We start from the raw sequence: 24,378 nt of genomic DNA, 5'->3' as shown, positions 1-24,378 counted from the left end.
ACCGTATGAAATGACCGCCGGTGGGCGATCAGCCGCAGGACCTGGCGTCGGTCAGAGCTTCGTCCAGGCCTCCGTGAGCACGGCCCGCAGGATGCCCTCGATCTCGTCGAACGTCGACTGGTCGGAGATCAGCGGCGGGGCGAGCTGGATGACCGGGTCGCCGCGGTCGTCGGCCCGGCAGTACAGGCCGTTGTCGTACAGCGCCTTGGAGAGGAAGCCGTACAGGACGCGCTCGGTCTCCTCGTCGGTGAACGTCTCCTTGGTGGCCTTGTCCTTCACCAGCTCGATGCCGTAGAAGAACCCGTTGCCGCGGACGTCGCCGACGATCGGCAGGTCGTGGAGCTTCTGCAGCGTCGTCAGGAAGGCGTTCTCGTTGTCGAGGACGTGCTGGGTGAGGTTCTCGCGCTCGAAGATGTCGAGGTTGGCGATGCCCACCGCGGCGGAGACCGGGTGGCCGCCGAAGGTGTAGCCGTGCAGGAAGGTGTTGCCGCCCTCGTAGAACGGCTCCGCGATCCGGTCCGAGACGATGCAGGCGCCGATCGGGGAGTAGCCCGAGGTCATGCCCTTCGCGCAGGTGATCATGTCCGGCACGTAGCCGAACTTGTCGCACGCGAAGATGGTGCCGAGCCGGCCGAAGGCGCAGATGACCTCGTCGGAGACGAGCAGCACGTCGTACTTGTCGCAGATCTCGCGGACCCGCTGGAAGTAGCCGGGCGGCGGCGGAAAGCAGCCGCCCGCGTTCTGCACGGGCTCCAGGAAGACGGCCGCGACGGTCTCGGGGCCCTCGAAGAGGATCTCCTGCTCGATCTGGTCGGCGGCCCAGCGGCCGAAGGCCACCGGATCGTCGCCGAAGAGCGGGGCGCGGTAGATGTTGGTGTTCGGCACCTTGTGCGCGCCGGGGACCAGCGGCTCGAAGGGGGCCTTCAGGGCCGGGAGGCCGGTGATGGACAGCGCGCCCTGCGGGGTGCCGTGATAGGCGACGGCACGCGAGATGACCTTGTACTTGGTCGGCTTGCCCTGGAGCTTGAAGTACTGCTTGGCCAGCTTCCAGGCGGTCTCGACGGCCTCGCCGCCACCGGTGGTGAAGAAGACCTTGTTGAGGTCGCCCGGGGCGTAGTCGGCGAGCCGCTCGGCCAGCTCGACGGCCTTGGGGTGGGCGTAGGACCACACCGGGAAGAAGGCGAGCTCCTGGGCCTGCTTGTACGCCGTCTCGGCGAGCTCGTGACGACCGTGACCGGCGTTGACCACGAACAGGCCGGAGAGACCGTCCAGGTAGCGCTTGCCCTTGTCGTCGAAGATATACGTTCCCTCGCCACGCACGATGGTGGGAACGGGCGCGTTCTCGTAGTCCGACATGCGGGTGAAGTGCATCCACAGGTGGTCGTACGCGGTTCGGCTGAGGTCCTTGCTCACGGCTATCGGGTTCCCCACATATAGGTCTGCTTCTTGAGCTTGAGGTAGACGAAGCTCTCGGTGGAGCGCACTCCGGGAAGGGTCCGGATGCGTTTGTTGATCATCTCCAGCAGGTGGTCGTCGTCCTCGCAGACGATCTCCACCATCAGGTCGAAGGAGCCCGCGGTCATCACCACGTACTCGCACTCGGCCATGGCCGACAGGGCCTCGGCCACCGGGTCGAGGTCGCCCTCGACGTTGATGCCGACCATCGCCTGGCGCCGGAACCCCACGGTGAGCGGGTCCGTGACGGCGACGATCTGCATCACGCCCTGGTCGAGCAGCTTCTGGACGCGCTGGCGCACAGCCGCTTCGGAGAGGCCGACGGCCTTGCCGATCGCGGCGTACGGACGCCGTCCGTCCTCCTGGAGCTGCTCGATGATTGCGAGGGAGACGGCATCGACCGCTGGCGGTGATCCGTTCCCGGTCCTGGAGTCTGCGCTGCGACTGGCCACGCACCCACCATGCACCGCTCCTCGTCTGTCTTGCAACCCCAGATCGATGAAATTCGTTGTCTGGGTGCCCAGATCTGACTGAATCCGAAGTTCAAGGTGAGTGGGTATGTCGAAAGCGTCACCGAAACGATTAGGGTGGACGTCTCACCCATCGGACAGCCGACAGGAGGGGTGGTTGTGACCACCGAGGTGCGCCGTCTGCGCAACTACATCAACGGAGAGTTCCGGGACGCCGCGGACGGGCGGACCATCGATGTGGTCAGCCCGGTGACGGAAGAGGTCTACGCGACCTCGCCGCTCTCCGGTCAGGCCGACGTCGATGCCGCCATGGAGGCCGCCGCGGCGGCCTTCCCCGCCTGGCGCGACACCACGCCCGCCGAGCGCCAGAAGGCCCTGCTGAAGATCGCGGACGCGTTCGAGGAGCGGGCAGAGGACCTGATCGCCGCCGAGTCGGAGAACACCGGCAAGCCGCTCGGTCTGACCCGCACCGAAGAGATCCCGCCGATGGTGGACCAGATCCGCTTCTTCGCGGGGGCCGCACGACTCCTCGAAGGCCGCTCGGCCGGCGAGTACATGGAGGGCCTGACCTCCATCGTCCGCCGTGAGCCGGTCGGCGTCTGCGCCCAGGTCGCGCCGTGGAACTACCCGATGATGATGGCCGTCTGGAAGTTCGCCCCGGCGCTCGCCGCGGGCAACACGGTCGTCATCAAGCCGTCCGACACCACCCCGGCGTCGACCGTGCTGATGGCCGAGATCATGGGGCAGATCCTGCCCAAGGGCGTCTTCAACGTCCTGTGCGGCGACCGGGACACCGGCCGGGCCATGGTCGAGCACCCGACCCCGGCGATGGCGTCCATCACCGGTTCGGTACGGGCCGGCACGCAGGTCGCCGAGTCCGCGGCCAAGGACGTCAAGCGGGTCCACCTGGAGCTCGGCGGCAAGGCGCCCGTCGTGGTCTTCGACGACGCCGACATCGCCAAGACCGTCGCGGGCGTCTCCGAGGCGGGCTTCTTCAACGCGGGCCAGGACTGCACGGCCGCCACCCGCGTCCTGGTCCACGAGTCGATCCACGACGCGTTCGTCACCGCGCTCGCCAAGGCCGCCGCCGACACGAAGACCGGGCAGCCGGACGACGAGGACGTGGCGTACGGCCCGCTCAACAACGCCAACCAGCTCAAGCAGGTGAGCGGCTTCATCGAGCGGCTCCCCGCCCACGCCAAGGTCGAGGCGGGCGGCCACCGGGTCGGCGACAAGGGCTACTTCTACGCCCCGACCGTCGTCTCCGGCCTGAAGCAGGACGACGAGATCATCCAGAACGAGGTCTTCGGACCCGTCATCACCGTCCAGTCCTTCACCGACGAGCAGCAGGCCGTCGACTACGCCAACGGCGTCGAGTACGCGCTCGCCTCCTCGGTGTGGACGACGAACCACTCCCGCGCCATGCGCATGTCCAAGAACCTCGACTTCGGCTGCGTGTGGATCAACACCCACATCCCGCTGGTCGCCGAGATGCCGCACGGCGGATTCAAGAAGTCCGGCTACGGCAAGGACCTCTCCGCGTACGGCTTCGAGGACTACACCCGCATCAAGCACGTCATGACGTCCATCGAGGACTGACGGCTCCTCTCCGACCGTGCACGGCCCCGGGCTTCGGTCCGGGGCCGTGCACGCGCCGCCTCCGCGCAAGGGTGCGCGGGACAGGCTGTACAAGGTGTGCGGGGCGGGCCCGCCCCGCTGGACGCTTGGTCCATTGTCCGCGCGACCGGCGACCGGCATTCTGCGCGGGTGCGAGCGATCAGGAAGAACCCCATGTCCCGCCGTTCCCTGCTGCGCGCCCTCGGGGCGGGAGCGGCCGGCGCCACCCTGGCCGGCTGCGGGGTGCCCGCGGCCTACGTCGAGCCCGGCGACCGGGCCGGCCGCGACAGCTCCGCCACCGACCCCACCCTGCACTTCGCCAACTGGCCGCTCTACATCGACACCGACGACGACAACGAGTCGAAGCGGCCCACCCTGGACGCCTTCTCGCGGCGGACCGGGATCTCCGTCACGTACACCGAGGAGATCAACGACAACGACGAGTTCTTCGGGAAGATCAGCCCCGCGCTGATGAACCACCAGGAGACCGGCCGGGACCTGATCGTCATCAGCGACTGGATGGCCGCCCGCTTCGTCCGGCTCGGCTGGGTCCAGGAGATGGACCGGGCCAGGCAGCCCAACGTCGCCAAGTACCTCGACCCGCTGCTGCGTGAGCCCGCCTTCGACGAGGGGCGGCGCCACAGCGTCCCCTGGCAGTCCGGGATCACCGGCATCGCCTACAACCGCAAGAAGCTCGGCCGTGAGATCAGGTCCACCGGCGACCTGTGGGCCGACGACCTCCGGGGCCGGGTCACTCTGCTCTCCGGGCTCGACGAGTCGTTCGCGCTGCTCATGCAGGGCAACGGGGTCGACATCACCCGCTGGACGGCCGACGACTTCCACGAGATCTGCGAACAGACGGAGAAACGGGTCCGCTCGAAGCACATCCGCCGCTTCACCGGCAACGACTACATCAAGGACCTCGCCACCGGCGACGTGCTCGCCTGCCAGGCGTACTCCGGCGACGTCATCCAGCTCCAGGCCGACAACCCCGACATCGAGTTCGTCGTCCCCGAGGAGGGCGCCGAACTGTGGGCGGAGTCCCTGATGATCCCCAACCTCGCCCGACACAAGCGCAACGCCGAGCGGCTGATCGACCACTACTACGAGCCCGAGGTCGCCGCCGAACTCGCCGCCTGGGTCAACTACGTCTGCCCCGTGCCCGCCGCCCGGTCCGTCCTGGCCTCCTCGAAGGACGCGGAGACGGCCGCACTCGCCGAGGATCCGCTGATCTTCCCCGACGGCGCGATGCGCGAGCGGCTCGCCATCGCCCGCGACATCACCTCCGAGGAACGGATGGACTTCGCCAAGAAGTGGAACTCCATCGTCGGCTTGTGAAGCTCCGAGGAGTGGATCACCGGGATCCGCGAAAGGCTCGACACCGTCGATGGCGAGCAACCCTTCCCGCTGTACGGCACCCCGCTGCTGGTCGTCCGCCGCATGATCAAGCGCCTGGAGGCACTGGAGCAGGCGGCCACCACGGCCCCGGCACCCGTCCCGGCGAGCGCCTGAGCCAGGAACGACCCGGGCTCAGGGCTTCCGGGCCACCACACCGAACTGTGCGACCTCACGCTCCCGCGGGTTCGTACGCCAGCGGGAGCAGGAGACGATCCCCGGCTCCAGGATCTCCAGACCGTCCAGGAAGCCGGCGAACTCCTCCCTGCTGCGGGCGGTGATGGGCGGTGTGGCGTTCTCGTTCCAGAAGCGCATCGCCGCCTCGTTGCCCTCGCCGCCCAGCTCCTGCGTCGGGTGGGTCAGCACCAGGTGGCTGCCCGACGGCACGGCCGCCATCAGCGTCCGCACGATGGACCGCGCCTCGTCCGTGTCCAGCACGAAGTTCAGGATGCCGAGCATCATCACCGCGACCGGCCGCCCCAGGTCCAGGGTGGGCTCGGCGGCCCGCAGGATCTGTTCGGGGCGGTGCGCGTCCGCGTCGACGTACTCGGTCGCGCCCTCCAGAGAGCTGGTCAGCAGGGCCCGGGCGTGGGCCAGCACGATCGGATCGTTGTCCACGTAGACGATGCGCGCGTGCGGCGCGGTGTGCTGGGCGATCTCGTGGGTGTTGTTCACGGTCGGCAGACCGGTGCCGATGTCGAGGAACTGGTCGATGCCCACGTCGCCGGCCAGATGACGCACCACACGGCCGAGGAACGCCCGGTCCGCGCGCGCCACTTCACCGATGCTCGGGTACATCCCGGTCACCCGGTCGCCCACCGCCCGGTCCACCGGGTAGTTGTCCTTGCCGCCCAGCCAGTAGTTCCACACCCGGGCGTTGTGCGCGACGTCGGAACGTATCCGGGCGGTGGCCGCCTGCGGTCGGGGGTCCATCACAGCTGCTCCTCGATGGCCAGGGGCCCGGCGCCCCGGAGCGGCGGCGGGCGGTGCGGGGTTCCCATCATGCCGGACCGATCAAGAACCGCCGCGACCGGGCGAGTTGGCCAGCAGCCGATGAAGCGTGTCGATCCGGTTGGTGGTGATCGAGTCGACGCCCCGCTCGATCAGCCGGCGCATCGTGCGCTTCGTGTCGGCCGTCCACGCGGAGACGAGCAGCCCGTCGCGGTGCGCCCGGTCCGTCAGCTCCCGGCTCACCAGGCCGAAGCGGTAGTTCAGCCAGCGCGGCCTCACCGCGGCCAGCAGCTCCGGACGCGGCGGGGCAAGCGTGGTCCAGGTCAGGGCGATCTCGGCGGACGGATCGGCGGCGCGCACCCGCAGCATCGCGTCCGCGCTCGCGCAGTAGTACGCCCGCTCGCCGGCCCCGCACTCCCGGACCGTTCCTACGATGTTCTTCACCGAGGTGTCCGTGGAGCCGGGCAGGTCCACCATCACCCGGTGCGCCCCGACGGCGAGCAGCGCCTCGCGGAGCGTGGGCACCCCGCCGCCCGTCAGCTCCCTCAGCTCCGCGTGGTCCAGCCGGTCCAGCCTCCGGTCGTGGCCCCACAGCCGCTCCAGCGTCGCGTCGTGCAGCAGGACGGGCACCCCGTCGCGGGTCACCCGAACATCGATCTCGACCGCGTCCGCCCCCCGTTCGAAGGCGGAGCGGATCGAGGGCAGAGTGTTCTCGCGCGCGAGATACGGATCGCCGCGATGTCCCACGGCGGTGACGTTGGTGACGGTGTTGGCCATGGGGCCATTGTCGACGACCGGTTCAGCGGCCGGGAGCCCGGAGCCAGTTCGTCGTGTACGTGTCGATCTCCTCGGCCAACTTCCGCTTGCCCGCCGGGTCGAGGAACGAGGCCTCCACGGCGTTCTTCGCGAGCTCCGCGATGCCGCGCTCGTCGAGCTCCAGCAGCCGGGCGGCCACCGCGTACTCGTTGTTGAGGTCCGTGCCGAACATCGGCGGGTCGTCGCTGTTGACGGTCACCAGCACGCCCGCCGCCACCATCTCCCGGATCGGGTGCAGCTCGATGTCCGTGACCGCGCGGGTGGCGATGTTCGAGGTCGGGCAGACCTCCAGCGCGATGCGGTGCTCGGCGAGGTGCTCCAGCAGCCGGGGGTCCTGGACGGAGCTGGTGCCGTGCCCGATGCGCTCGGCGCGCAGCGCGGTCAGGGCGTCCCAGACCGTCTGCGGCCCGGTGGTCTCCCCGGCGTGCGGCACCGAGTGCAGGCCCGCGGCGATGGCCCGGTCGAAGTACGGCTTGAACTGCGGACGGTCCACCCCGATCTCCGGTCCGCCGAGGCCGAAGGAGACGAGCCCCTCGGGCCGGTGCTCCACCGCGAGCCGGACGGTCTCCTCGGCCGACTGGAGACCGGCCTCGCCCGGAATGTCGAAGCACCAGCGCAGCACGGTGCCCAGCTCGGCCTCGGCCGCCCTGCGCGCGTCCTCGATGGCCTCCATGAACCCGACCTCGGGGATGCCCCGGCGGGTCGAGCTGTACGGCGTCACGGTCAGCTCCGCGTACCGGATGTTCTGCCGGGCCATGTCCCGCGCCACCTCGAAGGTGAGCAGCCGGACGTCCTCGGGGGTGCGGACCAGGTCCACCACCGAGAGATAGACCTCGATGAAGTGCGCGAAGTCAGTGAAGGTGAAGAAGTCGACCAGCGCCTCCGGGTCCGTGGGGACCTTGGAGTCCGGATGCCGGGCGGCCAGCTCCGCGACGATCCGGGGCGAGGCCGACCCGACATGGTGGACATGGAGCTCGGCCTTGGGCAGCCCGGCGATGAAGGGATGCGGATCGGTCATCGGAAATCTCCCGTTCGGCGTGACGTCGGCCGGGCGTACCGGCCCCACCGATCATCGCAGGCGGGGTCCGGGGCGTTGAGGTCTGGCCGTAGCATGACGGGACCACGATGGGGGAGGCCCATGTCAGACAACACAGAGCAGCCCGGGGGCGGGGCCGCGCCACGCGATCCGTGGGCGCCGCCGGACAGCAGGGTGGAACTGGGCAAGCCGGCTGCGCCCACGCCGCCGCCCGCCCCGGTCCACGCCCAGCCGACCGTGACGTCGATGCCGAGCGCCGGACCGGCCGCGGGGGACGGCACCGGGCCGATACCCCAGGCCGGAGGCTTCGGTCCCGCACCCTCGGAAGTACCGCCGCCGCCGATCGGCCCGAACGGCCCCGGCCACGCGGCCCCGCCGCCCGCCGCGCACTACGGCTACCCGGCTCCGCCCCCGCAGCCGTACGGCGGCTACCCGGGCTACGGCGCCTACGGAGCAGGTCCGGCCGGCTGGGCCCCCGCGCCCAACAACGGACTGGGCACGGCCGCGATGGTGATCGGCATCATCTCGGTCGTCGGCTTCTGCATGTACGGCGTCAACATCATCCTCGGCATCCTCGCGCTCATCTTCGGCATCATCGGCCTCGGCCGTGCCAAGCGGGGCGAGGCCACCAACCGGGGCATGGTGCTCGCCGGGGTCATCCTCGGCCCCGTCGGCATCGTCATCGGCGCCGCGTTCCTCGGCCTGGCCATCTGGGCCGCGACGAGCTCCGACAGCGACAGTGACAGGGACAGCAACGACAGCTACGACGACCCGTTCGCCACATCGCTGGTCGTCGAGGACCGCCGCTAGGTCCTGGCACCGCCGGCGCCAACGCCGTACACCTCGGCCGGGCAGGGACCGCTCCCCGCCCGGCCGGGCTTCGGTGGCCGCCACCCGCCGCGCCCCCGTACGAGAACCGCCAGGACACCTGCGTACGGGACCCGCCCCAGGCACCTGCGTACGGGAACCCGCCCCAGGTCCTTGCGTACGGGAACCGCCCCAGGCATCTGCGTACCGGAACCGCCCCAGTCGCCCCCCGTACGGAAACCGCCTCAGGCCTCCGCGCCCGCCCGCAGCCTCTCCCGCGCCTCCATCAGCGCGAAGCCCAGCAGATTCAGCCCCCGCCACTGCTGCGGCCGCTCCACCCGCTCGTCGTCCGCCGCGAGTCCGATGCCCCAGATCCGGTCCAGCGGGGACGCCTCCACCAGCACCCGGTTCCCGGTGCCCAGGAGGAAGCCGCCCAACTCCGGGTCCTGCCCGAACTTGTGCGTGCTGCCCTCCGCCACCAGGGCGAACCGCTCCCGTATCCACACGTCCTCGTCGAAACCGCGGACCAGGCGCCCCGCCTTCTTCGCCGCCGCGGGGCTCTTCGCCGAGACCGCCGCCCGCTCCGCCTCCGGATCGCCGAAGAGCCGCGCCTTGCCGGCCATCATCCAGTGCTCGGCACTCGCGTAGGTCACCCCGTCCACCGTGAACGGCGACGGCCACCACTGGCTGAGGCAGCTGCTCCCCAGCCGGCCGTCCGGGCGCGGGCGGTGCCCCCAGAACGGCAGGTACTTCACCCGCTTGGCCCCCGCCACGTCCGCCAGAAGCTTATCGATCGGTCCCATGGCATGTGAGTGTGGCATCCGCCACTGACACTCCGTACGGGGATTTCCGCACCGACACGACACATGGTCGACAGATTCCGTCGCGTAACCAAAAGGCAACAACGGAATCACTTGTTGGGCTTGAACCCCTCTGTCAGGATCGGCACTCAATTCACGAAGAAGCTACGCCGACCCCGCCCAGCGGGTACAGCGGCGGAGGAGAGCGTCATGAGCAACGGCTTCCAGGTTCAGGACCGCTTCGCGGAAGGTGCGCAGTACATCGGCGGCAAGCTGCTCCCCGGTACGTCCGGCCATCACCACGAGGTGGTGAACCCCGCGACCGGCAGATGCGTGCTCCGCTACGAGCTGGCGGGCGCCGATGACGTGGACGCGGCCGTCGCCGCCGCCCGCGCCGCCTTCCCCGGCTGGTCCGGCGCCACCCCCGGGGAACGCTCCGAGGCGATGCACCGCTTCGCCGCGGTCCTCGCCGAGCAGGCGGACGACTTCGCGTACGCCGAGTCCCTCCAGTGCGGCAAGCCGATCAAGCTCTCCACCGAGTTCGACGTCCCCGGCACCGTCGACAACGCCGCCTTTTTCGCGGGCGCGGCACGCCATCTGGAGGGCAAGGCCGCCGCCGAGTACGACGGCGACCACACCTCCTACGTACGCCGCGAGGCGATCGGCGTCGTCGGCTCCATCGCCCCCTGGAACTACCCCCTCCAGATGGCAGCCTGGAAGGTCCTCCCGGCCGTCGCCGCGGGCAACACCATCGTCCTCAAGCCCGCCGAACTGACCCCGCTCACCTCGCTGATGTTCGCTCAGGCCGCCACCGAGGCCGGTATCCCCGACGGCGTGATCAACATCGTCACCGGCGCGGGCAAGGACGCCGGCGAACACCTCGTCGGCCACCCCGACGTCGTGATGACCTCCTTCACCGGCTCCACCGCCGTCGGCAAACGGGTCGCGGAGATCGCCACCGCCACCGTCAAGCGCCTCCACCTGGAGCTCGGCGGCAAGGCCCCCTTCCTGGTCTTCGACGACGCCGACCTGGAGGCAGCCGTCCACGGCGCGGTCGCCGGCTCCCTCATCAACACCGGCCAGGACTGCACCGCCGCCACCCGCGCCTACGTCCAGCGCCCGCTCTACGACGCCTTCGTCCGGGACGTCGCCGCGCTCATGGAGACCGTCCGGCTCGGCGACCCCTTCGACGCCGCCACCGACCTGGGCCCCCTGATCAGCCACGCCCAGCGCGACCGCGTCGCCGCCTTCGTCGAGCGGGCCCGCGGCTACGCCCGGGTCGTCACCGGCGGCGAGGCCCCCGGCGGCGACCTCGCCGACGGCGCGTACTACCGGCCCACCCTCGTCGCGGACGCCGACCAGGACAGCGAGATCGTCCAGTCGGAGATCTTCGGGCCCGTCCTCGTGGTGCTGCCCTTCGACACCGACGACGAGGGCATCGCCCTCGCCAACGACACCCCGTACGGACTGGCCGCCTCCGCCTGGACCCGCGACCTGTACCGCGCGAACCGCACCACCCGCGAGATCCAGGCGGGCTGTGTGTGGGTGAACGACCACATCCCGATCCTGTCCGAGATGCCGCACGGCGGATACAAGGCCAGCGGTTTCGGCAAGGACATGTCGGCGTACTCCTTCGAGGAGTACACGCAGGTCAAGCACGTCATGTACGACAACACCGCGGTGGCCCGCAAGGACTGGCACCGCACGATCTTCGGGGACCGATAGCAGCTGCCGCGCGACCGGGGCCCACGGGCCCGAGCGGCCTCCCACCCGAAAGGGCAACGCGTATGGAGAGTTACGAGCCCGAACGCCTCTCGTCCGCCCAACTGGCGGCCATGAGGCGTTCCCTGACCAGCGGCAGGGGCGCCCTCACCCGCCGCTCCCTGCTGCGCGCCTCCGGCATGGGCGCGCTCGCACTGGGCGGCATGGCCACCCTCGGCGCGTGCGGCATCCCGCCCGCCAAACGCGCCGACGCCGGAACGGCCTCCGACGACCACTCGGCCGAGGAGAAGGAAGTCACCTTCTCCAACTGGACCGAGTACATGGACGTCAGCGAGGACGAGAAGGGCCGCCCCACCCTGGAGGCCTTCACCCAGCGCACCGGGATCAGGGTCAAGTACACCGAGGACATCAACGACAACGTCGAGTTCTTCGGGAAGATCAAACCGCAGCTCGCGGCCGGCCAGAACACCGGGCGCGACCTCATATGCGTCACCGACTGGCTCGCCGCCCGCATCATCCGGCTCGGCTGGGCGCAGAAGCTCGACCCCTCGAACCTCCCGCACGCCTTCGCGAACGTCTCCGCCCAGTTCCGCACCCCCGACTGGGACCCGGGCCGCGCCTACTCCTATCCCTGGACCGGCATCCCGACCGTCATCGCGTACAACGTGAAGGCGACCGGCGGCCGCAAGGTCGACTCCGTCACCCAGCTGCTCGACGACCCGAAGCTCAAGGGCCGCGTCTCCTTCCTCTCCGAGATGCGCGACACCATCGGCATGACCCTCCTCGACCAGGGCAAGGACCCGGGGAAGTTCACCGACACCGACTTCGACGGCGCGATCGGCCGCCTCCAGAAGGCCGTCGACAAGAAGCAGATCCGCCGCTTCACCGGCAACGACTACACCGCCGACCTCAGCAAGGGCGACATCGCCGCCTGCGTCGGCTGGGCCGGGGACGTCATCCAGCTCCAGGCCGACAACCCGGACATCAGGTTCGCGATCCCGGCCGCCGGATACATCACCTCCAGCGACAACCTCCTGGTCCCCGCGCAGGCCCGGCACAAGACCAACGCCGAGAAGCTCATCGACTACTACTACGAACCGCCGGTCGCCGCCCAGCTCGCCGCGTACATCAACTACGTCTGCCCGGTCGACGGCGTACGCGACGAACTCGCGAAGATCGACGCGTCGATGGCCTCCAACACGCTGATCCTTCCCGACAGGGAGATGGCGGCGAAGTCCCGCTCCTTCCGCTCCCTGTCCTCGAAGGAAGAGACGGCGTACGAGGAGAAGTTCGCCAAGCTCATCGGCGCCTGACCACCGGACCCGCCGCCGGCCGCACCGTCCGGGACAACCCGCCCGGCCCGGCCCCTCCGAGGTCACCCGCCACCCCTTTCCCCGAACTCCCCCCGAACACACTGGGACTGCGACCCATGACACAGCAGCAGACCGCGGGCGGCGATGTCCGCCTCGCCGGGATCAGCAAGACCTACGGCTCCTTCACCGCCGTGCAGCCGCTCGACCTGACCGTCCCCCAGGGCTCCTTCTTCGCCCTGCTCGGCGCGTCCGGCTGCGGCAAGACCACCACCCTGCGGATGATCGCGGGCCTGGAGGAGGCCACCACCGGCACGGTCTTCCTCGGGGAGAAGGACATCACCGACCTGCCCCCGTACAAGCGGCCCGTCAACACCGTCTTCCAGAGCTACGCGCTCTTCCCGCACCTGGACATCACCGAGAACGTCGCCTTCGGGCTGCGCCGTCGCGGCATCAAGTCGGTGAAGAAGCAGGTCGACGACATGCTGGAGCTCGTCGAGCTCGGCGACTTCGCCCGGCGTAAACCGCACCAGCTCTCCGGCGGCCAGCAGCAGCGCGTCGCCGTCGCCCGCGCGCTCATCAACCACCCGCAGGTCCTGCTGCTCGACGAACCGCTCGGCGCCCTCGACCTCAAGCTCCGGCGCCAGATGCAACTGGAGCTCAAACGGATCCAGACCGAGGTCGGCATCACCTTCGTGCACGTCACCCACGACCAGGAGGAGGCCATGACCATGGCCGACACCGTCGCGGTGATGAACGGGGGCCGGGTCGAGCAACTCGGCGCGCCCGCCGACCTCTACGAGAACCCGCGCACCACCTTCGTCGCCAACTTCCTCGGCACGTCCAACCTCATCGAGGGCGAGGTCCTCTCCACGGGCGACGATCTGGTGGTGGCCGCGGGCGGCGGCAAGCTCACCCTGCCCCGCGAGCGATGTTCCGCCCCCACGACGAGCGGCGGCCGGCTCCTCCTCGGGATCCGGCCCGAGAAGATATCCCTGGCCCACGCGGACGACGCGGACTCCATAGCCGTCGGCCGCAACCGCGTCACCGGCCGCGTCGTCGACTCCAGCTTCATCGGCGTCTCCACCCAGTACGTGGTCGAGAGCCCGGCGGGCAAGGCGCTCCAGGTGTACGAGCAGAACGTCGACCGGCGCACGGGACTCCTTCCCGGCGCCGAGGTGGTCCTGCACTGGAACCCCGCCCACACCTTCGGACTCGACGCCGACCAAGACATCGACGCCGGCGTGGAGAGCGTGGAGGACGCGGCGTGAGCCTCACCGAGGCGCCGCCCGCGCCCCCCTCCCAGCCGGAGGAGCCCAGGGAACCGGTGCTCCGCAAGCCCTCCACCCGCAAACGGCTCGTCCCCTACTGGCTGCTGCTCCCCGGCATCCTCTGGCTGGTCGTCTTCTTCGCCCTGCCGCTCGTCTACCAGGCCTCCACCTCCGTACAGACCGGCTCGCTGGAGCAGGGCTTCGAGATCACCTGGCACTTCCAGACGTACGTGGACGCGCTGCGCGAGTACTACCCGCAGTTCATCCGGTCCCTGCTGTACGCGGGCACCGCCACGATCCTGTGCCTGCTGCTGGGCTACCCGCTCGCCTACCTCATCGCCTTCAAGGCGGGCCGCTGGCGCAACCTGGTGCTCGTCCTGGTCATCGCCCCGTTCTTCACCAGCTTCCTCATCCGTACGCTGGCCTGGAAGACGATCCTCGCCGACGGCGGCGCGGTCGTGGACGTGCTGAACACCCTGCACGTCCTGGACGTCACCAGCTGGCTCGGCTGGACCGAGTCCAACCGGGTCCTCGCCACCCCGATGGCCGTCGTCTGCGGCCTCACGTACAACTTCCTGCCGTTCATGATCCTGCCGCTCTACACCTCACTGGAGCGGATCGACGGCCGGCTGCACGAGGCGGCGGGCGACCTCTACGCCACCCCCACCACCACCTTCCGCAAGGTGACGTTCCCGCTCTCCATGCCCGGCGTCGTCTCCGGCACCCTGCTCACCTTCATCCCGGCCAGCGGCGACTACGTCAACGCCGAGCTGCTGGGCTCCACGGACACCAAGATGGTCGGCAGCGTCATCCAGAGCCAGTTCCTGCGGGTCCTGGACTATCCGACGGCCGCCGCGCTCTCGTTCATCCTCATGGCGATCGTCCTGCTGGCGGTCACCTTCTACATCCGCCGCTCCGGTACGGAGGACCTGGTCTGATGCCCGTACTGCGCTGGATACGCCGGAACCTGGTCGTCATCGCCGGTCTGCTGACCCTCGCGTACATGATCGTTCCGAACATCGTCGTGATGGTGTTCTCGTTCAACAAGCCCAACGGGCGCTTCAACTACGCCTGGCAGCGGTTCTCGCTGGACGCCTGGAAGGACCCCTGCGGCGTCGCCGACCTGTGCGGCTCGCTCTCCCTCTCGCTCCAGATCGCCTTCTGGGCGACGCTCGGGGCGACCGCGCTCGGCACGATGATCGCGTTCGCGCTGGTCCGCTACCGCTTCCGGGCGCGCGGCGCGATCAACTCGCTGATCTTCCTGCCGATGGCGATGCCCGAGGTCGTCATGGCCGCGTCCCTGCTCACGCTGTTCCTGAACATGGGCGCCCAGCTCGGCTTCTGGACCGTGCTCATCGCCCACATCATGTTCTGCCTCAGCTTCGTCGTCACGGCCGTCAAGGCGCGTGTCATGTCGATGGACTCGAGACTGGAGGAAGCCGCCCGCGACCTGTACGCGGGCCCCGTGCAGACCTTCGTGCGGGTGACCCTCCCCATCGCCGCCCCAGGGATCGCGGCGGGAGCGCTGCTCGCCTTCGCGCTCTCGTTCGACGATTTCATCATCACGAATTTCAACGCGGGCTCCACCGTCACGTTCCCCATGTTCGTCTGGGGATCGGCACAGCGCGGCACGCCCGTGCAGATCAACGTCATCGGCACCGCCATGTTCATCATGGCGATATCGGTGGTTCTCGTCGGCCAGGTCATAGCCGCCCGGCGGAAGAACAACGCTCGACCCTGAAAGTCCCGAAGGAGTTGGAAACCATGGCCCCAGCTGCCATGCGTACTGCCGCACGATCACTCTCCGGCGCCAAGCCGGTCTCCTACTGGCTGGACGACCCGGCCAAGCCCGATCCGCTGCCCGCCCTCACCGGCGACGAGCACACCGACCTGCTGGTCGTCGGCGGCGGCTACAGCGGTCTGTGGACCGCGCTCATCGCCAAGGAGCGCGACCCGGACCGGGACGTCGTCCTCATCGAGGGGCACGAGGTGGGCTGGGCCGCCTCGGGCCGCAACGGCGGCTTCTGCGCCGCCTCCCTCACCCACGGCCTGGCCAACGGCGTGGAGCGCTGGCCGGACGAGATCGCGAAGCTGGAGGAGCTGGGGGAGCGCAACCTCGACGCCATCGAGGCCGCGGTCGCCCGCTACGGCATCGACTGCGAGTTCGAGCGCACCGGCGAGATCGACGTCGCCACCGAACCCCACCAGCTCCAGGAGCTGCGGGAATGGCACGAGGAGATCGTGGGGCTCGGCATCACGGGCGTGGACTTCCTGGACCGTGAGGCCCTCCGCGCGGAGGTCGACTCGCCCACCTTCCTCGGCGGGCTCTGGGACCGGCGCGGCGTCGCGATGCTGCACCCGGCGAAGCTCGCCTGGGGCCTGAAGCGGGCCTGCCTGGAGCTGGGCGTACGGATTCACGAGCACACCCGGGGCCTGGACCTGGTCCGCTCCGGATCGGGAATGGCGGTCCGCACCCCGTACGGACGGGTCTTCGCGCGCCGCGTCGCGCTGGGCACCAACATCTTCCCGTCGCTCGTCAAGCGGATCCGCCCGTACACCGTGCCCGTCTACGACTACGCGCTGATGACCGACCCGCTCACCCCGGAGCAGCTCGACTCCATCGGCTGGAAGGGGCGCCAGGGACTGGGCGACAGCGCCCATCAGTTCCACTACTTCCGGCTTTCCGCGGACAACCGGATCCTGTGGGGCGGATACGACGCGATCTACCCGTACGGAGGCCGGCTCAGCGCCGATCTCGACCAGCGGCCGGAGACGTTCCTGAAACTCGCGGAGCAGTTCTTCACCTGCTTCCCGCAGCTTTCCGGACTGCATTTCTCGCACGCCTGGGGCGGTGCGATCGACACCTGTTCCCGCTTTACGGCGTTCTTCGGAACGGCCCATCAGGGCCGGGTCGCGTACGCCGCCGGATACACCGGTCTCGGTGTCGGATCGACCCGTTTCGGGGCCGACGTGATGCTCGATCTGCTCTCCGGCGAGGAGACGGCACGGACCCGGCTGGACATGGTCCGTTCCAAGCCGATGCCGTTCCCGCCGGAGCCCTTCGCCTGGGCCGGGATCGAGATCACCAAGCGGTCCCTGGCCCGCGCCGACAGCAACGGCGGGCACCGCAATCTCTGGCTGAGGGCCATGGACCGGCTGGGCCTCGGCTTCGACAGCTGAGCCGCTTCCGGCCCAGGTCAGATGCTGTGACCCAGCTCACTACTGATCAGTAGCACCAACCCGCGTCATAGTCGGCACCGAACCCTCTCTCGCATGTGTACGCACCGGCGGAACCCCGCCGGTGCTCACGTCGACGGGAGGCTGGTCATGACGGGCTCGGAAACGAAAGCCGCGGTCGAGTGGCTCACATCGGTGGCACCGGACCCGGCCGCCTGCCGGTGGGAGTGGGAGCGCAATCCGCAGGGGATCGCGCTCCTTCCGGCCGGCAGGCGCTGGGACGTCCTGATCCTCCCGGGCGAACTGGGCTACCCGACGCTCGACGTACTCACCCGCCTGATCGACCGTCCGGGCCCCGTTCTCGCCGACTTCGGCGAGTCGCGCATGGGCTTCTTCGTCCCGCCGGGCACCGCCTCCCGCTGGATCGGCACCGGGATCAGGGGCTGCGGCCGGGGCACCTGGATCGTCGTCCCCTACCCGGGGCGGGTCACCGGGGGAGTGCGCTGGCTGGTCCCGCCGGACGGTTCAGGGACCCTCACGGACGCCGGACTCCTCGAACTCGCGATGCACGAGGCGGCGGGCGCGGCCGCCCGGGACGCCCGCGGGGAGCGTCCGGAGGGCTGGGAGGGCCGCCAGAGGTCTTGACAACCTGATTGGTCTGGACCATGTTGTGCGCACGCCAACCCGAATTCCCCCCTGCGCGGAGGCTGTTGTGGAACGCACCGGACCAACTGTCAGATTCTCCAGACTTCTGGCCGTCTGCTCGGCCGGCCTGCTCGCCGCCGGAGCCCTGGTCGCCTCGGCCCCGGCGGCAGGCGCCGCCGATGTGGACCTGGCACGCAACGGCGGCTTCGAGGCGGGCCTGGACGGCTGGAACTGCGCGGCCTCCAGCGGCGCGGCCGTCTCCACGCCCACCCGCAGCGGCGTCTCCGCGCTCAAGGCGACCCCGGCCGGCAACGACCACGCCAAGTGCTCGCAGAGCATCACGGTCAAGCCCAACTCCTCGTACACGCTGAGCGCCTGGGTGCAGGGCAGCCACGTCTACCTCGGCGCGACCGGCACCGGCACCACCGACGTCTCCACCTGGACCCAGTCCCCCGGTGCGTGGAAGCAGCTCACCACCACCTTCAAGACGGGCCCCTCCACCACCTCCGTGAGCGTCTACACCCACGGCTGGTACGGCACCCCGGCCTACTACGCCGACGACCTCACCCTCGTCGGCCCCGGCGGCGAGCCCGTCGTGATCCCGGCCGTCCCCGCCGGCCTGAAGACCACGGCGATCACCTCCTCCTCGGTCGCGCTCTCCTGGAACGCCGTCTCCGGCGCGAGCGGCTACCACGTCTACCGCGGCGGTACGAAGGTCGCCACGGCCACCGGTCCCTCCGCCACCGTGACCGGCCTGACCGCCTCCACCGCGTACAGCTTCCAGGTCACCGCCGCCAACGCGGCCGGAGAGTCCGCGAAGTCGGCCGCCATCACCGCGACCACCACGGCGGGCGGAGGGGGAGGCGACACCAAGCTCCCGCCCCGCGCCCTCGTCGGCTACCTGCACTCCAGCTTCGCCAACGGCTCCGGCTACACCCGGCTGGCGGACGTGCCCGCCTCCTGGGACGTCATCAACCTCGCCTTCGGTGAGCCCACCTCCGTCACCTCCGGCGACATCCGCTTCGCGCTCTGCCCGGTCGCCGAGTGCCCGAACGTCGAGTCCGAGGCGGAGTTCAAGGCCGCGATCAAGGCCAAGCAGGCCGCGGGCAAGAAGGTGCTGATCTCGATCGGCGGCCAGAACGGACAGGTGCAGCTCGGCTCCACCGCGGCCCGGGACGCCTTCGTCACCTCCGTCTCGAAGATCATCGACACCTACGGCCTGGACGGCCTGGACATCGACTTCGAGGGGCACTCCCTCTCCCTCAACACCGGCGACACCGACTTCCGCAGCCCCACCACACCGGTGATCGTCAACCTGATCTCCGCGGTGAAGTCCCTCAAGGCGAAGTACGGCCCGGACTTCGTCCTCACCATGGCGCCCGAGACCTTCTTCGTGCAGCTCGGCTACCAGTTCTACGGTTCCGGCCCCTGGGGCGGTCAGGACCCGCGCGCCGGCTCCTACCTGCCGGTCATCCACGCACTGCGCGACGACCTGACCCTGCTGCACGTCCAGGACTACAACTCGGGTCCGATCATGGGCCTGGACAACCAGTACCACTCGATGGGCGGCGCGGACTTCCACATCGCGATGACCGACATGCTGCTCGCGGGCTTCCCCGTGGCGGGCGACACCGGCAAGGTCTTCCCCGGCCTGCGCCCCGACCAGGTCGCCATCGGCCTCCCGGCCTCCACCCAGGCGGCCAACGGCCACACCTCACCGGCCGAGGTCAACAAGGCGCTCAACTGCCTGACCAAGAAGACCGACTGCGGCTCCTACCAGACCCACGGGACCTGGTCCGACCTGCGCGGCCTGATGACCTGGTCGATCAACTGGGACCGCTTCAACAACTGGGAGTTCAGCCGGAACTTCGACGCCTACTTCGGCAACTGACCCACCACAGGGGCGCGAGCACGACAGGCCCCAGGCACCAACTGGCCAGCACGTCCAGAGGCCAGTGGTAGCCGTGCAGCACCAGACCGATGCCCGTCGCCGTGGTCAACAGGATCGCGGCGACGGGCATCATCCACGCCCGGGGCCAGGAAGCCTCCCGGAGCCACGACGGACGCGGGAGGGCCAGCAGCACCAGGGCCGACGCCCCGTACGCCACGGCGGCCGTCGCCGTATGACCGGACGGGTAGTAGTTGACCGCCTCGGTCAGCGGCCCCTGCCGGGCCGTCGCCACCTTCAGCGGGATCACCAGCGCGGGCACCGCCGCCATGGTGAGGGCCGCGTACACGGCGAGCCGCCGGGCGCCGCGCCACAGCGCGTACCCGACCGCGCAGCTCAGCACCGGAAGCGCCACCGGCATCCCGCCGAGATCGGAGAGCACCTGCGTCAGCGGAGCCGGGCCGCGACCGAACAGCTCCCCGCCCACGCGCTCGTCGAGCCGCAGCAGCGGACCCTGGAGGGCGACCTGCCAGGTGATCAGCGAGAAGAGAACCGCGAGCAGACCGAGGCCGAGGAAGCGGAGAACGAGAGGGGCCGGCCACCCGGGAACAGGGGGGGTTGTTCCGGGATGGCCGGCGGGATCGGTTCGCCGCGCGCCCCGGGGGGTGTGGGGCGGGCGGCCGTCCGATCGGTGAGGAGTCCCGGAGCCGGAGGCTCCGGTGTGCGCGAACGCACGCCCGGGACGGCGCGGGGGGAGCCCCGGCCCGGCGTCGGCCGCGGTTTCCCGCGACCGAGGTGTTTCTCTCATCTGCAGAAACCGTACGGCAGCGGAGGGGCGGCCGACAGTCGACACCGCCTCCCGCCATCGCCCCCGCACACGTTCTTCACAGGCCCTCACCCGGATGGCGGACGGAAGCGGTGAAAGGCCGCCCCCGCCCGGCCCCGGGTTCGAAGGATCAGAGCGTGCCGAACGCCTGCTCGATCACGTCGAGGCCCTCGTTCAGCAGGTCCTCGCCGATCACCAACGGCGGCAGGAAGCGCAGGACGTTGCCGTACGTGCCGCAGGTGAGCACCAGGACGCCCTCGGCGTGACAGGCCTTCGCGAGCGCGCCGGCCGCCTCCGGGTTCGGGTCCTTCGAGCCGGACCTCACCAGCTCGATCGCGATCATCGCGCCGCGACCGCGGATGTCGCCGATGATGTCGCCGTTCGGCAGCTTGGCCCGCATCTCGGCGAGGCGGCCCTTCATGACCTCCTCGATCCGCCTGGCCTTCCCGTTCAGGTCCAGCTCGCGCATCGTCTCGATGGCGCCGAGCGCTCCGGCGCAGGCCACCGGGTTACCGCCGTACGTACCGCCCAGGCCGCCCGCGTGCGCGGCGTCCATGATCTCGGCCCGGCCCGTCACGGCGGACAGCGGCAGACCGCCGGCGATGCCCTTGGCGGTGGTGATCAGGTCCGGGACGATGCCCTCGTCCTCGCAGGCGAACCACTGGCCGGTACGGCAGAAGCCGGACTGGATCTCGTCCGCGACGAACACGATGCCGTGGTTTTTCGCGAACCGCGCGATCGCCGGGAGGAAGCCCTTGGCCGGCTCGATGAAGCCGCCCTCGCCGAGTACCGGCTCGATGATGATCGCGGCGACGTTGTCCGCGCCGATCTGCTTGGTGATCTCGTCGATGGCCTGCGCGGACGCCTCGGCGCCGGCGTTCTCGGGCCCGGTCGGCCAGCGGTAGCCGTAGGCGACCGGGACGCGGTAGACCTCGGGCGCGAACGGGCCGAAGCCCTGCTTGTACGGCATGTTCTTCGCCGTCATGCCCATGGTGAGGTTGGTGCGGCCGTGGTAGCCGTGGTCGAAGACGACGACGGCGGTGCGCTTGGTGTATGCGCGGGCGATCTTCACCGCGTTCTCGACGGCCTCGGCGCCCGAGTTGAACAGCGCGGACTTCTTCGCGTGGTCGCCCGGCGTCAGCTCGGCGAGCTGCTCGCAGACCTCGACGTACCCCTCGTACGGCGTGACCATGAAACAGGTGTGGGTGAACTCCGCGAGCTGCGCGGAGGCCCGCCGCACCACGGCCTCGGCGGAGGCGCCCACGGAGGTCACGGCGATCCCGGACCCGAAGTCGATCAGCCGGTTGCCGTCCACGTCCTCGATGATCCCCCCGCCCGCACGGGCGGTGAACACCGGCAGGGTGGAGCCCACACCTGCGGCGACGGCGGCGAGACGGCGAGCCTGCAGCTCCACCGACTTCGGGCCGGGGATGGCGGTGACGACGCGGCGCTCCTGCGGAATTGCGGTCATGAGGGGCTCCTGGGGGGTGTTTCGGACGCTCTTCTTCTCGCAGGCTAGGGGCGGGGGAGGGGTGCGGGCATGCTCCGATCGGGAGTGGTGGGAACGTGTCCTTGTCCTCGGCGGACAGATGGTGGGATGAAGTGACCTGGGTGCCGGGAATGACCATGAGGTTCTGATTCCGGGTACTAGATTGAGCGACTGCACCGAGATACCGCCTTGGCACGTCAGGGGAGCAGTGGCAATGGGCACCGAGGGCACGTACGACTCGCAGCGTGAGCAGGGCGGGCAGGGTGCGGACGATCCCGGCGCGCGGTGGCTCGGCGGCTCCTACGGGGGCGGGCCCGGCGCCGTCAGGGTGCCTCGTCCCACGCCGCCTCCGCCTCCCCTGCCCCCGCTTCCGCCCCGTTCGCCCGCCGCGGTCCTCGATGTTCGGCAGTGGCTCCGGGCGCATCGCGCGGACGCCGAGCCCGGCCTCTGGCGGTACGGGCACCGGCCGAGGCCGGCGGGAGACTCGGCCGAGGTGCCCACCCGCGCTCTGGTCGTGGGTGTGCTCATCTCGATCGCCTGTGGGATCTTCGCGTGGGCCGTCTGGCGCACCGACTACATCGCCGTGCAGCGGCTCCCCCTGAAACTGTTCACCCCCTCCGACTGGTGGCGCGGCGAACCAGGGCAGTCCGCGCGGACGGCCAGCGCCGTCTACAACAGTCTCTTCGCCGCCCTCCTGATCTATTTCTGCGGACGGCTCGGCAACTGGCCGGCGCTGTACCGGAGGCTGGTCATGGACCGGCCCCAACCCGCCAGGGCGCTTGCCGCCGCGCTCGCGGGTCTCCTGGTGGTGTGGATCGTCCTGGGCACGAGCCTGCTTCCGTTCTTCTACGCCGTCCTTCACGCGCTGGTGCCGGTGTCCGTGTTCCGCGGCGATCCGGAGACGGCTGCCGTCATGGGGGTGGCCGTCTACGTCCTGATCGGGGCGGCTCTGCTGTGGCCGTTCGCCCGGACCGGCGGATGGCTGGAGTTCTTCCGGAAGCCCGGCCCCGTCGGCGCCCCTCCGGAAACCGAGCCCGAGACGGGTGAGGATCCCGCGGTGTGGCCGCGGCTGAGGGCCGCGGGGCAGCCCGGGGCCGCCGACCGGCTTGCCGCCGAGGTCGCCGCCCGGCGCATGAACGATGTCGACTGCGCCAGGATCGGCCACGCGTGGTCGCGGGTGGAGGCCGGGGCTCTTCCGCCCGGCGTCTTCGTCGACGGAGTGGTGAAGCGCGGGGCGGCGGCCTGTCTGCATCCCTCGGGCGACCGCGATCTCCCGGTCCGCGCCGCCACCCACGATCTGCTGACCGCGCAGGTGCGGATGGGCGCCTACGCCGAACACCCGCGCAATCCCTCCGCCCGGAGGGGGGCGGGAGCGGCTCTCGACCCTTCCGTCCTCGGTACCTCGCTTCTGGCAGTCGGCCCCCACGGCTCCGACCGGACGCGACGCCTGGTGAGGCCGGTGGTGGAGTCGCTCTCCCTCCAGGCACTGGCCGGGCGGGCGGCCGTGGTCGTCGTCTCCGCCGAAGGCGCCGAGCTGGGGCCCGAGGCTTCCTACGACGTCGTGGTGAAGATCGGCGACGCCGACTCGGTGTACGACCTCGACCTCTACGGCGGGATCACCGACCCGGACGAGGCCGCGATGCTCCTGTCGGAGGCCTTCACCGGCGATCTGCCGGATGTGGACAGCCGTCGGGCCGCCGTCACGCTGGGCCAGCTCATCGGCCCGTTCAACGCCGCCCGTGGCCGCTTCCCGTCGCTGCCGGAGCTGCGGGAACTGCTCGACGGCGGCCGTCAGGTGCTGGACCTGCTCCGCGCTGACCTCCAGCCGGAGGAACATCGTTCCTATCTGCGGGAGGTCGACGCACGCGAGCGCCAGCTGGGTACGTCCGCGGACCTCAGCGGAGTGCTGGCGGACCGGATCGCCTTTCTCGACAGGCCCGCCTTCAGTACCTTCTTCGACACCCGGGGCCGGTCGAGGCCCTTCTCCCTGCGCGCCCTGGAACATCCGGTGCGCGTCAAGATCGTGCTGCCGGAGCGAAGCCACCCCGAGGCCTCGCGCATTCTCACCCGTCTGGTCTTCGCCCAGTTCGTCTCCAGCGTCGGTGCGCGTCGGGACGCCTCTCTCTTCGCCGCGCTCGTACTGGACGATGCCGCGAGCGCGATGACCACCGACTCCGTCCGGGCGGTGCAGCGTCTGCGGCAGCTGAACGCCGGGGCGGTCCTGGCCGTACGGTCCCTCGACGACGTGGGGCCGCATCTGCACGCGGCGCTGCTCGGCGCGGTCGGCTGCCTGATGACGTTCCCCGGCATCACCACCTGGGAAGGCACACGCTTCGCCGAGGCCTGGGGCAAGGAATGGGTCGAGACCCGCGAGGTCGCCCAGCACACCGTCTTCGCCGACCAGCCGTTCACCCGCGCCCTGCACGCCCTGCGCAAACTCGTCACCGGCAAGGCCGTGACCACGGACGCGGTGACCGTACGTCAGGTCGAGCGGGAGCGCTGGTCCGCCTCGGAGCTGGCGTACGCGGTGCCGGCCGGGCACGCCGTCCTCTCGCTCACCACCGTTCAGGGCGAACACGCACCCCCCCTCCTCGTCCACCTCGACGGCTGAGACACCTGCCGGGAGCGAGTAGCGGAGAACGAGTACCGGGAAGTGGCGCGAAAGACGGCTGGGAGCAGCGGCTGAGAGCGGTTACCGGCACT

20 protein-coding genes are annotated in these 24,378 nt (G+C 70.1%); 12 read left to right on the top strand and 8 right to left on the bottom strand.

What is annotated here, in order from left to right; genetic code table 11:
- Positions 1 to 51: 51 nt before the first annotated feature.
- Together D581_RS0129300 and D581_RS0129295 are read right to left on the bottom strand one after the other, a co-directional pair.
- Positions 52 to 1,431, bottom strand: coding sequence for an aspartate aminotransferase family protein (locus D581_RS0129300; protein WP_032753246.1), 1,380 nt, complete (start codon positions 1,429 to 1,431; stop codon positions 52 to 54).
- A complete protein-coding gene (locus D581_RS0129295; RefSeq protein ID WP_007452460.1) occupies positions 1,416 to 1,907 on the bottom strand; it encodes an Lrp/AsnC family transcriptional regulator in 492 nt (163 codons plus the stop codon). Before D581_RS0129295 ends, D581_RS0129300 begins: the two co-directional genes overlap by 16 nt.
- 177 nt (positions 1,908 to 2,084) lie before the next feature.
- Here D581_RS0129295 and D581_RS0129290 point away from each other — a divergent pair, with 177 nt between their 5' ends.
- On the top strand, positions 2,085 to 3,524 hold the full coding sequence (locus D581_RS0129290) for a gamma-aminobutyraldehyde dehydrogenase (protein ID WP_018960705.1): 1,440 nt from the start codon (positions 2,085 to 2,087) through the stop codon (positions 3,522 to 3,524).
- Positions 3,525 to 3,716: 192 nt separating this feature from the next.
- Positions 3,717 to 4,880 (top strand): polyamine ABC transporter substrate-binding protein, encoded by a 1,164-nt coding sequence (locus D581_RS0129285; protein ID WP_018960704.1) that lies wholly within the window; start codon positions 3,717 to 3,719, stop codon positions 4,878 to 4,880.
- Positions 4,881 to 5,072: 192 nt separating this feature from the next.
- Here D581_RS0129285 and D581_RS0129280 read toward each other — a convergent pair whose 3' ends face one another.
- The 3 genes from D581_RS0129280 to D581_RS0129270 form a co-directional block, all read right to left on the bottom strand.
- The gene (locus tag D581_RS0129280; protein ID WP_018960703.1) at positions 5,073 to 5,870 is read right to left on the bottom strand and encodes an SAM-dependent methyltransferase; all 798 of its coding nucleotides are present in this window, start codon (positions 5,868 to 5,870) and stop codon (positions 5,073 to 5,075) included.
- 81 nt (positions 5,871 to 5,951) lie between these two features.
- Positions 5,952 to 6,665 carry a glycerophosphodiester phosphodiesterase gene (locus D581_RS0129275; RefSeq protein ID WP_018960702.1) on the bottom strand — a complete coding sequence of 238 codons (714 nt, stop codon included), beginning with the start codon at positions 6,663 to 6,665 and terminating at the stop codon, positions 5,952 to 5,954.
- 22 nt (positions 6,666 to 6,687) lie between these two features.
- On the bottom strand, positions 6,688 to 7,722 hold the full coding sequence (locus tag D581_RS0129270) for an adenosine deaminase (protein WP_018960701.1): 1,035 nt from the start codon (positions 7,720 to 7,722) through the stop codon (positions 6,688 to 6,690).
- Between the two features lie 120 nt (positions 7,723 to 7,842).
- Between D581_RS0129270 and D581_RS0129265 the strand changes: the two genes are divergently transcribed.
- Entirely contained in the window at positions 7,843 to 8,550 is a 708-nt protein-coding gene (locus tag D581_RS0129265) for a DUF4190 domain-containing protein (protein WP_078625960.1), read from the top strand.
- Positions 8,551 to 8,792: 242 nt separating this feature from the next.
- On the opposite strand, the gene ybiA is transcribed toward D581_RS0129265, so the two are convergent.
- The gene (gene ybiA, locus D581_RS0129260) at positions 8,793 to 9,350 is read right to left on the bottom strand and encodes a riboflavin biosynthesis intermediates N-glycosidase (RefSeq protein ID WP_018960699.1); all 558 of its coding nucleotides are present in this window, start codon (positions 9,348 to 9,350) and stop codon (positions 8,793 to 8,795) included.
- A gap of 207 nt (positions 9,351 to 9,557) precedes the next feature.
- Between ybiA and D581_RS0129255 the strand changes: the two genes are divergently transcribed.
- The 8 genes from D581_RS0129255 (at position 9,558) to D581_RS0129220 (ending at position 19,363) form a co-directional block, all read left to right on the top strand.
- Positions 9,558 to 11,072 carry a gamma-aminobutyraldehyde dehydrogenase gene (locus D581_RS0129255; protein ID WP_018960698.1) on the top strand — a complete coding sequence of 505 codons (1,515 nt, stop codon included), beginning with the start codon at positions 9,558 to 9,560 and terminating at the stop codon, positions 11,070 to 11,072.
- A gap of 62 nt (positions 11,073 to 11,134) precedes the next feature.
- Positions 11,135 to 12,382, top strand: coding sequence for an ABC transporter substrate-binding protein (locus D581_RS0129250; RefSeq protein ID WP_018960697.1), 1,248 nt, complete (start codon positions 11,135 to 11,137; stop codon positions 12,380 to 12,382).
- 116 nt (positions 12,383 to 12,498) lie between these two features.
- Positions 12,499 to 13,650: an ABC transporter ATP-binding protein gene (locus D581_RS0129245; RefSeq protein WP_018960696.1), complete on the top strand. Its 1,152-nt coding sequence runs from the start codon at positions 12,499 to 12,501 to the stop codon at positions 13,648 to 13,650.
- Complete coding sequence (locus D581_RS0129240; protein ID WP_018960695.1) at positions 13,647 to 14,588, top strand: ABC transporter permease; 942 nt, start codon at positions 13,647 to 13,649, stop codon at positions 14,586 to 14,588. The genes D581_RS0129245 and D581_RS0129240 overlap by 4 nt, the downstream gene beginning before the upstream one ends.
- Entirely contained in the window at positions 14,588 to 15,391 is an 804-nt protein-coding gene (locus tag D581_RS0129235; RefSeq protein ID WP_018960694.1) for an ABC transporter permease, read from the top strand. The genes D581_RS0129240 and D581_RS0129235 overlap by 1 nt, the downstream gene beginning before the upstream one ends.
- A gap of 23 nt (positions 15,392 to 15,414) precedes the next feature.
- A complete protein-coding gene (locus tag D581_RS0129230) occupies positions 15,415 to 16,830 on the top strand; it encodes an NAD(P)/FAD-dependent oxidoreductase (protein ID WP_026291014.1) in 1,416 nt (471 codons plus the stop codon).
- A gap of 147 nt (positions 16,831 to 16,977) precedes the next feature.
- Positions 16,978 to 17,472 (top strand): bifunctional DNA primase/polymerase, encoded by a 495-nt coding sequence (locus tag D581_RS0129225; protein WP_018960692.1) that lies wholly within the window; start codon positions 16,978 to 16,980, stop codon positions 17,470 to 17,472.
- A gap of 67 nt (positions 17,473 to 17,539) precedes the next feature.
- Positions 17,540 to 19,363 (top strand): glycoside hydrolase family 18 protein, encoded by a 1,824-nt coding sequence (locus D581_RS0129220; RefSeq protein WP_018960691.1) that lies wholly within the window; start codon positions 17,540 to 17,542, stop codon positions 19,361 to 19,363.
- Here the strand turns inward: D581_RS0129220 and D581_RS0129215 are convergent.
- Together D581_RS0129215 and gabT are read right to left on the bottom strand one after the other, a co-directional pair.
- On the bottom strand, positions 19,329 to 20,168 hold the full coding sequence (locus D581_RS0129215; protein WP_026291013.1) for a phosphatase PAP2 family protein: 840 nt from the start codon (positions 20,166 to 20,168) through the stop codon (positions 19,329 to 19,331). The two genes, D581_RS0129220 and D581_RS0129215, sit on opposite strands and share 35 nt — an antisense overlap.
- Before the next feature lie 148 nt (positions 20,169 to 20,316).
- On the bottom strand, positions 20,317 to 21,657 hold the full coding sequence (gene gabT / locus D581_RS0129210) for a 4-aminobutyrate--2-oxoglutarate transaminase (protein ID WP_018960689.1): 1,341 nt from the start codon (positions 21,655 to 21,657) through the stop codon (positions 20,317 to 20,319).
- 232 nt (positions 21,658 to 21,889) lie between these two features.
- Between gabT and D581_RS0129205 the strand changes: the two genes are divergently transcribed.
- The gene (locus D581_RS0129205) at positions 21,890 to 24,286 is read left to right on the top strand and encodes a hypothetical protein (RefSeq protein WP_018960688.1); all 2,397 of its coding nucleotides are present in this window, start codon (positions 21,890 to 21,892) and stop codon (positions 24,284 to 24,286) included.
- Positions 24,287 to 24,378: the final 92 nt, after the last annotated feature.

The sequence above is a fragment of the Streptomyces sp. CNB091 genome (assembly GCF_000377965.1).
The sequence above is the reverse complement of the archived record's forward strand: the minus strand, read 5'-3'. Positions and strand labels throughout refer to the sequence as shown.

What these genes read in the sequence shown, in the direction of transcription:
- D581_RS0129285 (WP_018960704.1), top strand. Translation starts at nt 3,717, where the DNA reads ATGTCCCGCCGTTCCCTGCTGCGCGCCCTCGGGGCGGGAGCGGCCGGC.
- D581_RS0129280 (WP_018960703.1), bottom strand. Translation starts at nt 5,870, where the DNA reads ATGGACCCCCGACCGCAGGCGGCCACCGCCCGGATACGTTCCGACGTC.
- D581_RS0129275 (WP_018960702.1), bottom strand. Translation starts at nt 6,665, where the DNA reads ATGGCCAACACCGTCACCAACGTCACCGCCGTGGGACATCGCGGCGAT.
- D581_RS0129270 (WP_018960701.1), bottom strand. Translation starts at nt 7,722, where the DNA reads ATGACCGATCCGCATCCCTTCATCGCCGGGCTGCCCAAGGCCGAGCTC.
- D581_RS0129265 (WP_078625960.1), top strand. Translation starts at nt 7,843, where the DNA reads ATGTCAGACAACACAGAGCAGCCCGGGGGCGGGGCCGCGCCACGCGAT.
- ybiA (WP_018960699.1), bottom strand. Translation starts at nt 9,350, where the DNA reads ATGGGACCGATCGATAAGCTTCTGGCGGACGTGGCGGGGGCCAAGCGG.
- D581_RS0129255 (WP_018960698.1), top strand. Translation starts at nt 9,558, where the DNA reads ATGAGCAACGGCTTCCAGGTTCAGGACCGCTTCGCGGAAGGTGCGCAG.
- D581_RS0129250 (WP_018960697.1), top strand. Translation starts at nt 11,135, where the DNA reads ATGGAGAGTTACGAGCCCGAACGCCTCTCGTCCGCCCAACTGGCGGCC.
- D581_RS0129245 (WP_018960696.1), top strand. Translation starts at nt 12,499, where the DNA reads ATGACACAGCAGCAGACCGCGGGCGGCGATGTCCGCCTCGCCGGGATC.
- D581_RS0129235 (WP_018960694.1), top strand. Translation starts at nt 14,588, where the DNA reads ATGCCCGTACTGCGCTGGATACGCCGGAACCTGGTCGTCATCGCCGGT.
- D581_RS0129230 (WP_026291014.1), top strand. Translation starts at nt 15,415, where the DNA reads ATGGCCCCAGCTGCCATGCGTACTGCCGCACGATCACTCTCCGGCGCC.
- D581_RS0129225 (WP_018960692.1), top strand. Translation starts at nt 16,978, where the DNA reads ATGACGGGCTCGGAAACGAAAGCCGCGGTCGAGTGGCTCACATCGGTG.
- D581_RS0129215 (WP_026291013.1), bottom strand. Translation starts at nt 20,168, where the DNA reads ATGAGAGAAACACCTCGGTCGCGGGAAACCGCGGCCGACGCCGGGCCG.
- gabT (WP_018960689.1), bottom strand. Translation starts at nt 21,657, where the DNA reads ATGACCGCAATTCCGCAGGAGCGCCGCGTCGTCACCGCCATCCCCGGC.
- D581_RS0129205 (WP_018960688.1), top strand. Translation starts at nt 21,890, where the DNA reads ATGGGCACCGAGGGCACGTACGACTCGCAGCGTGAGCAGGGCGGGCAG.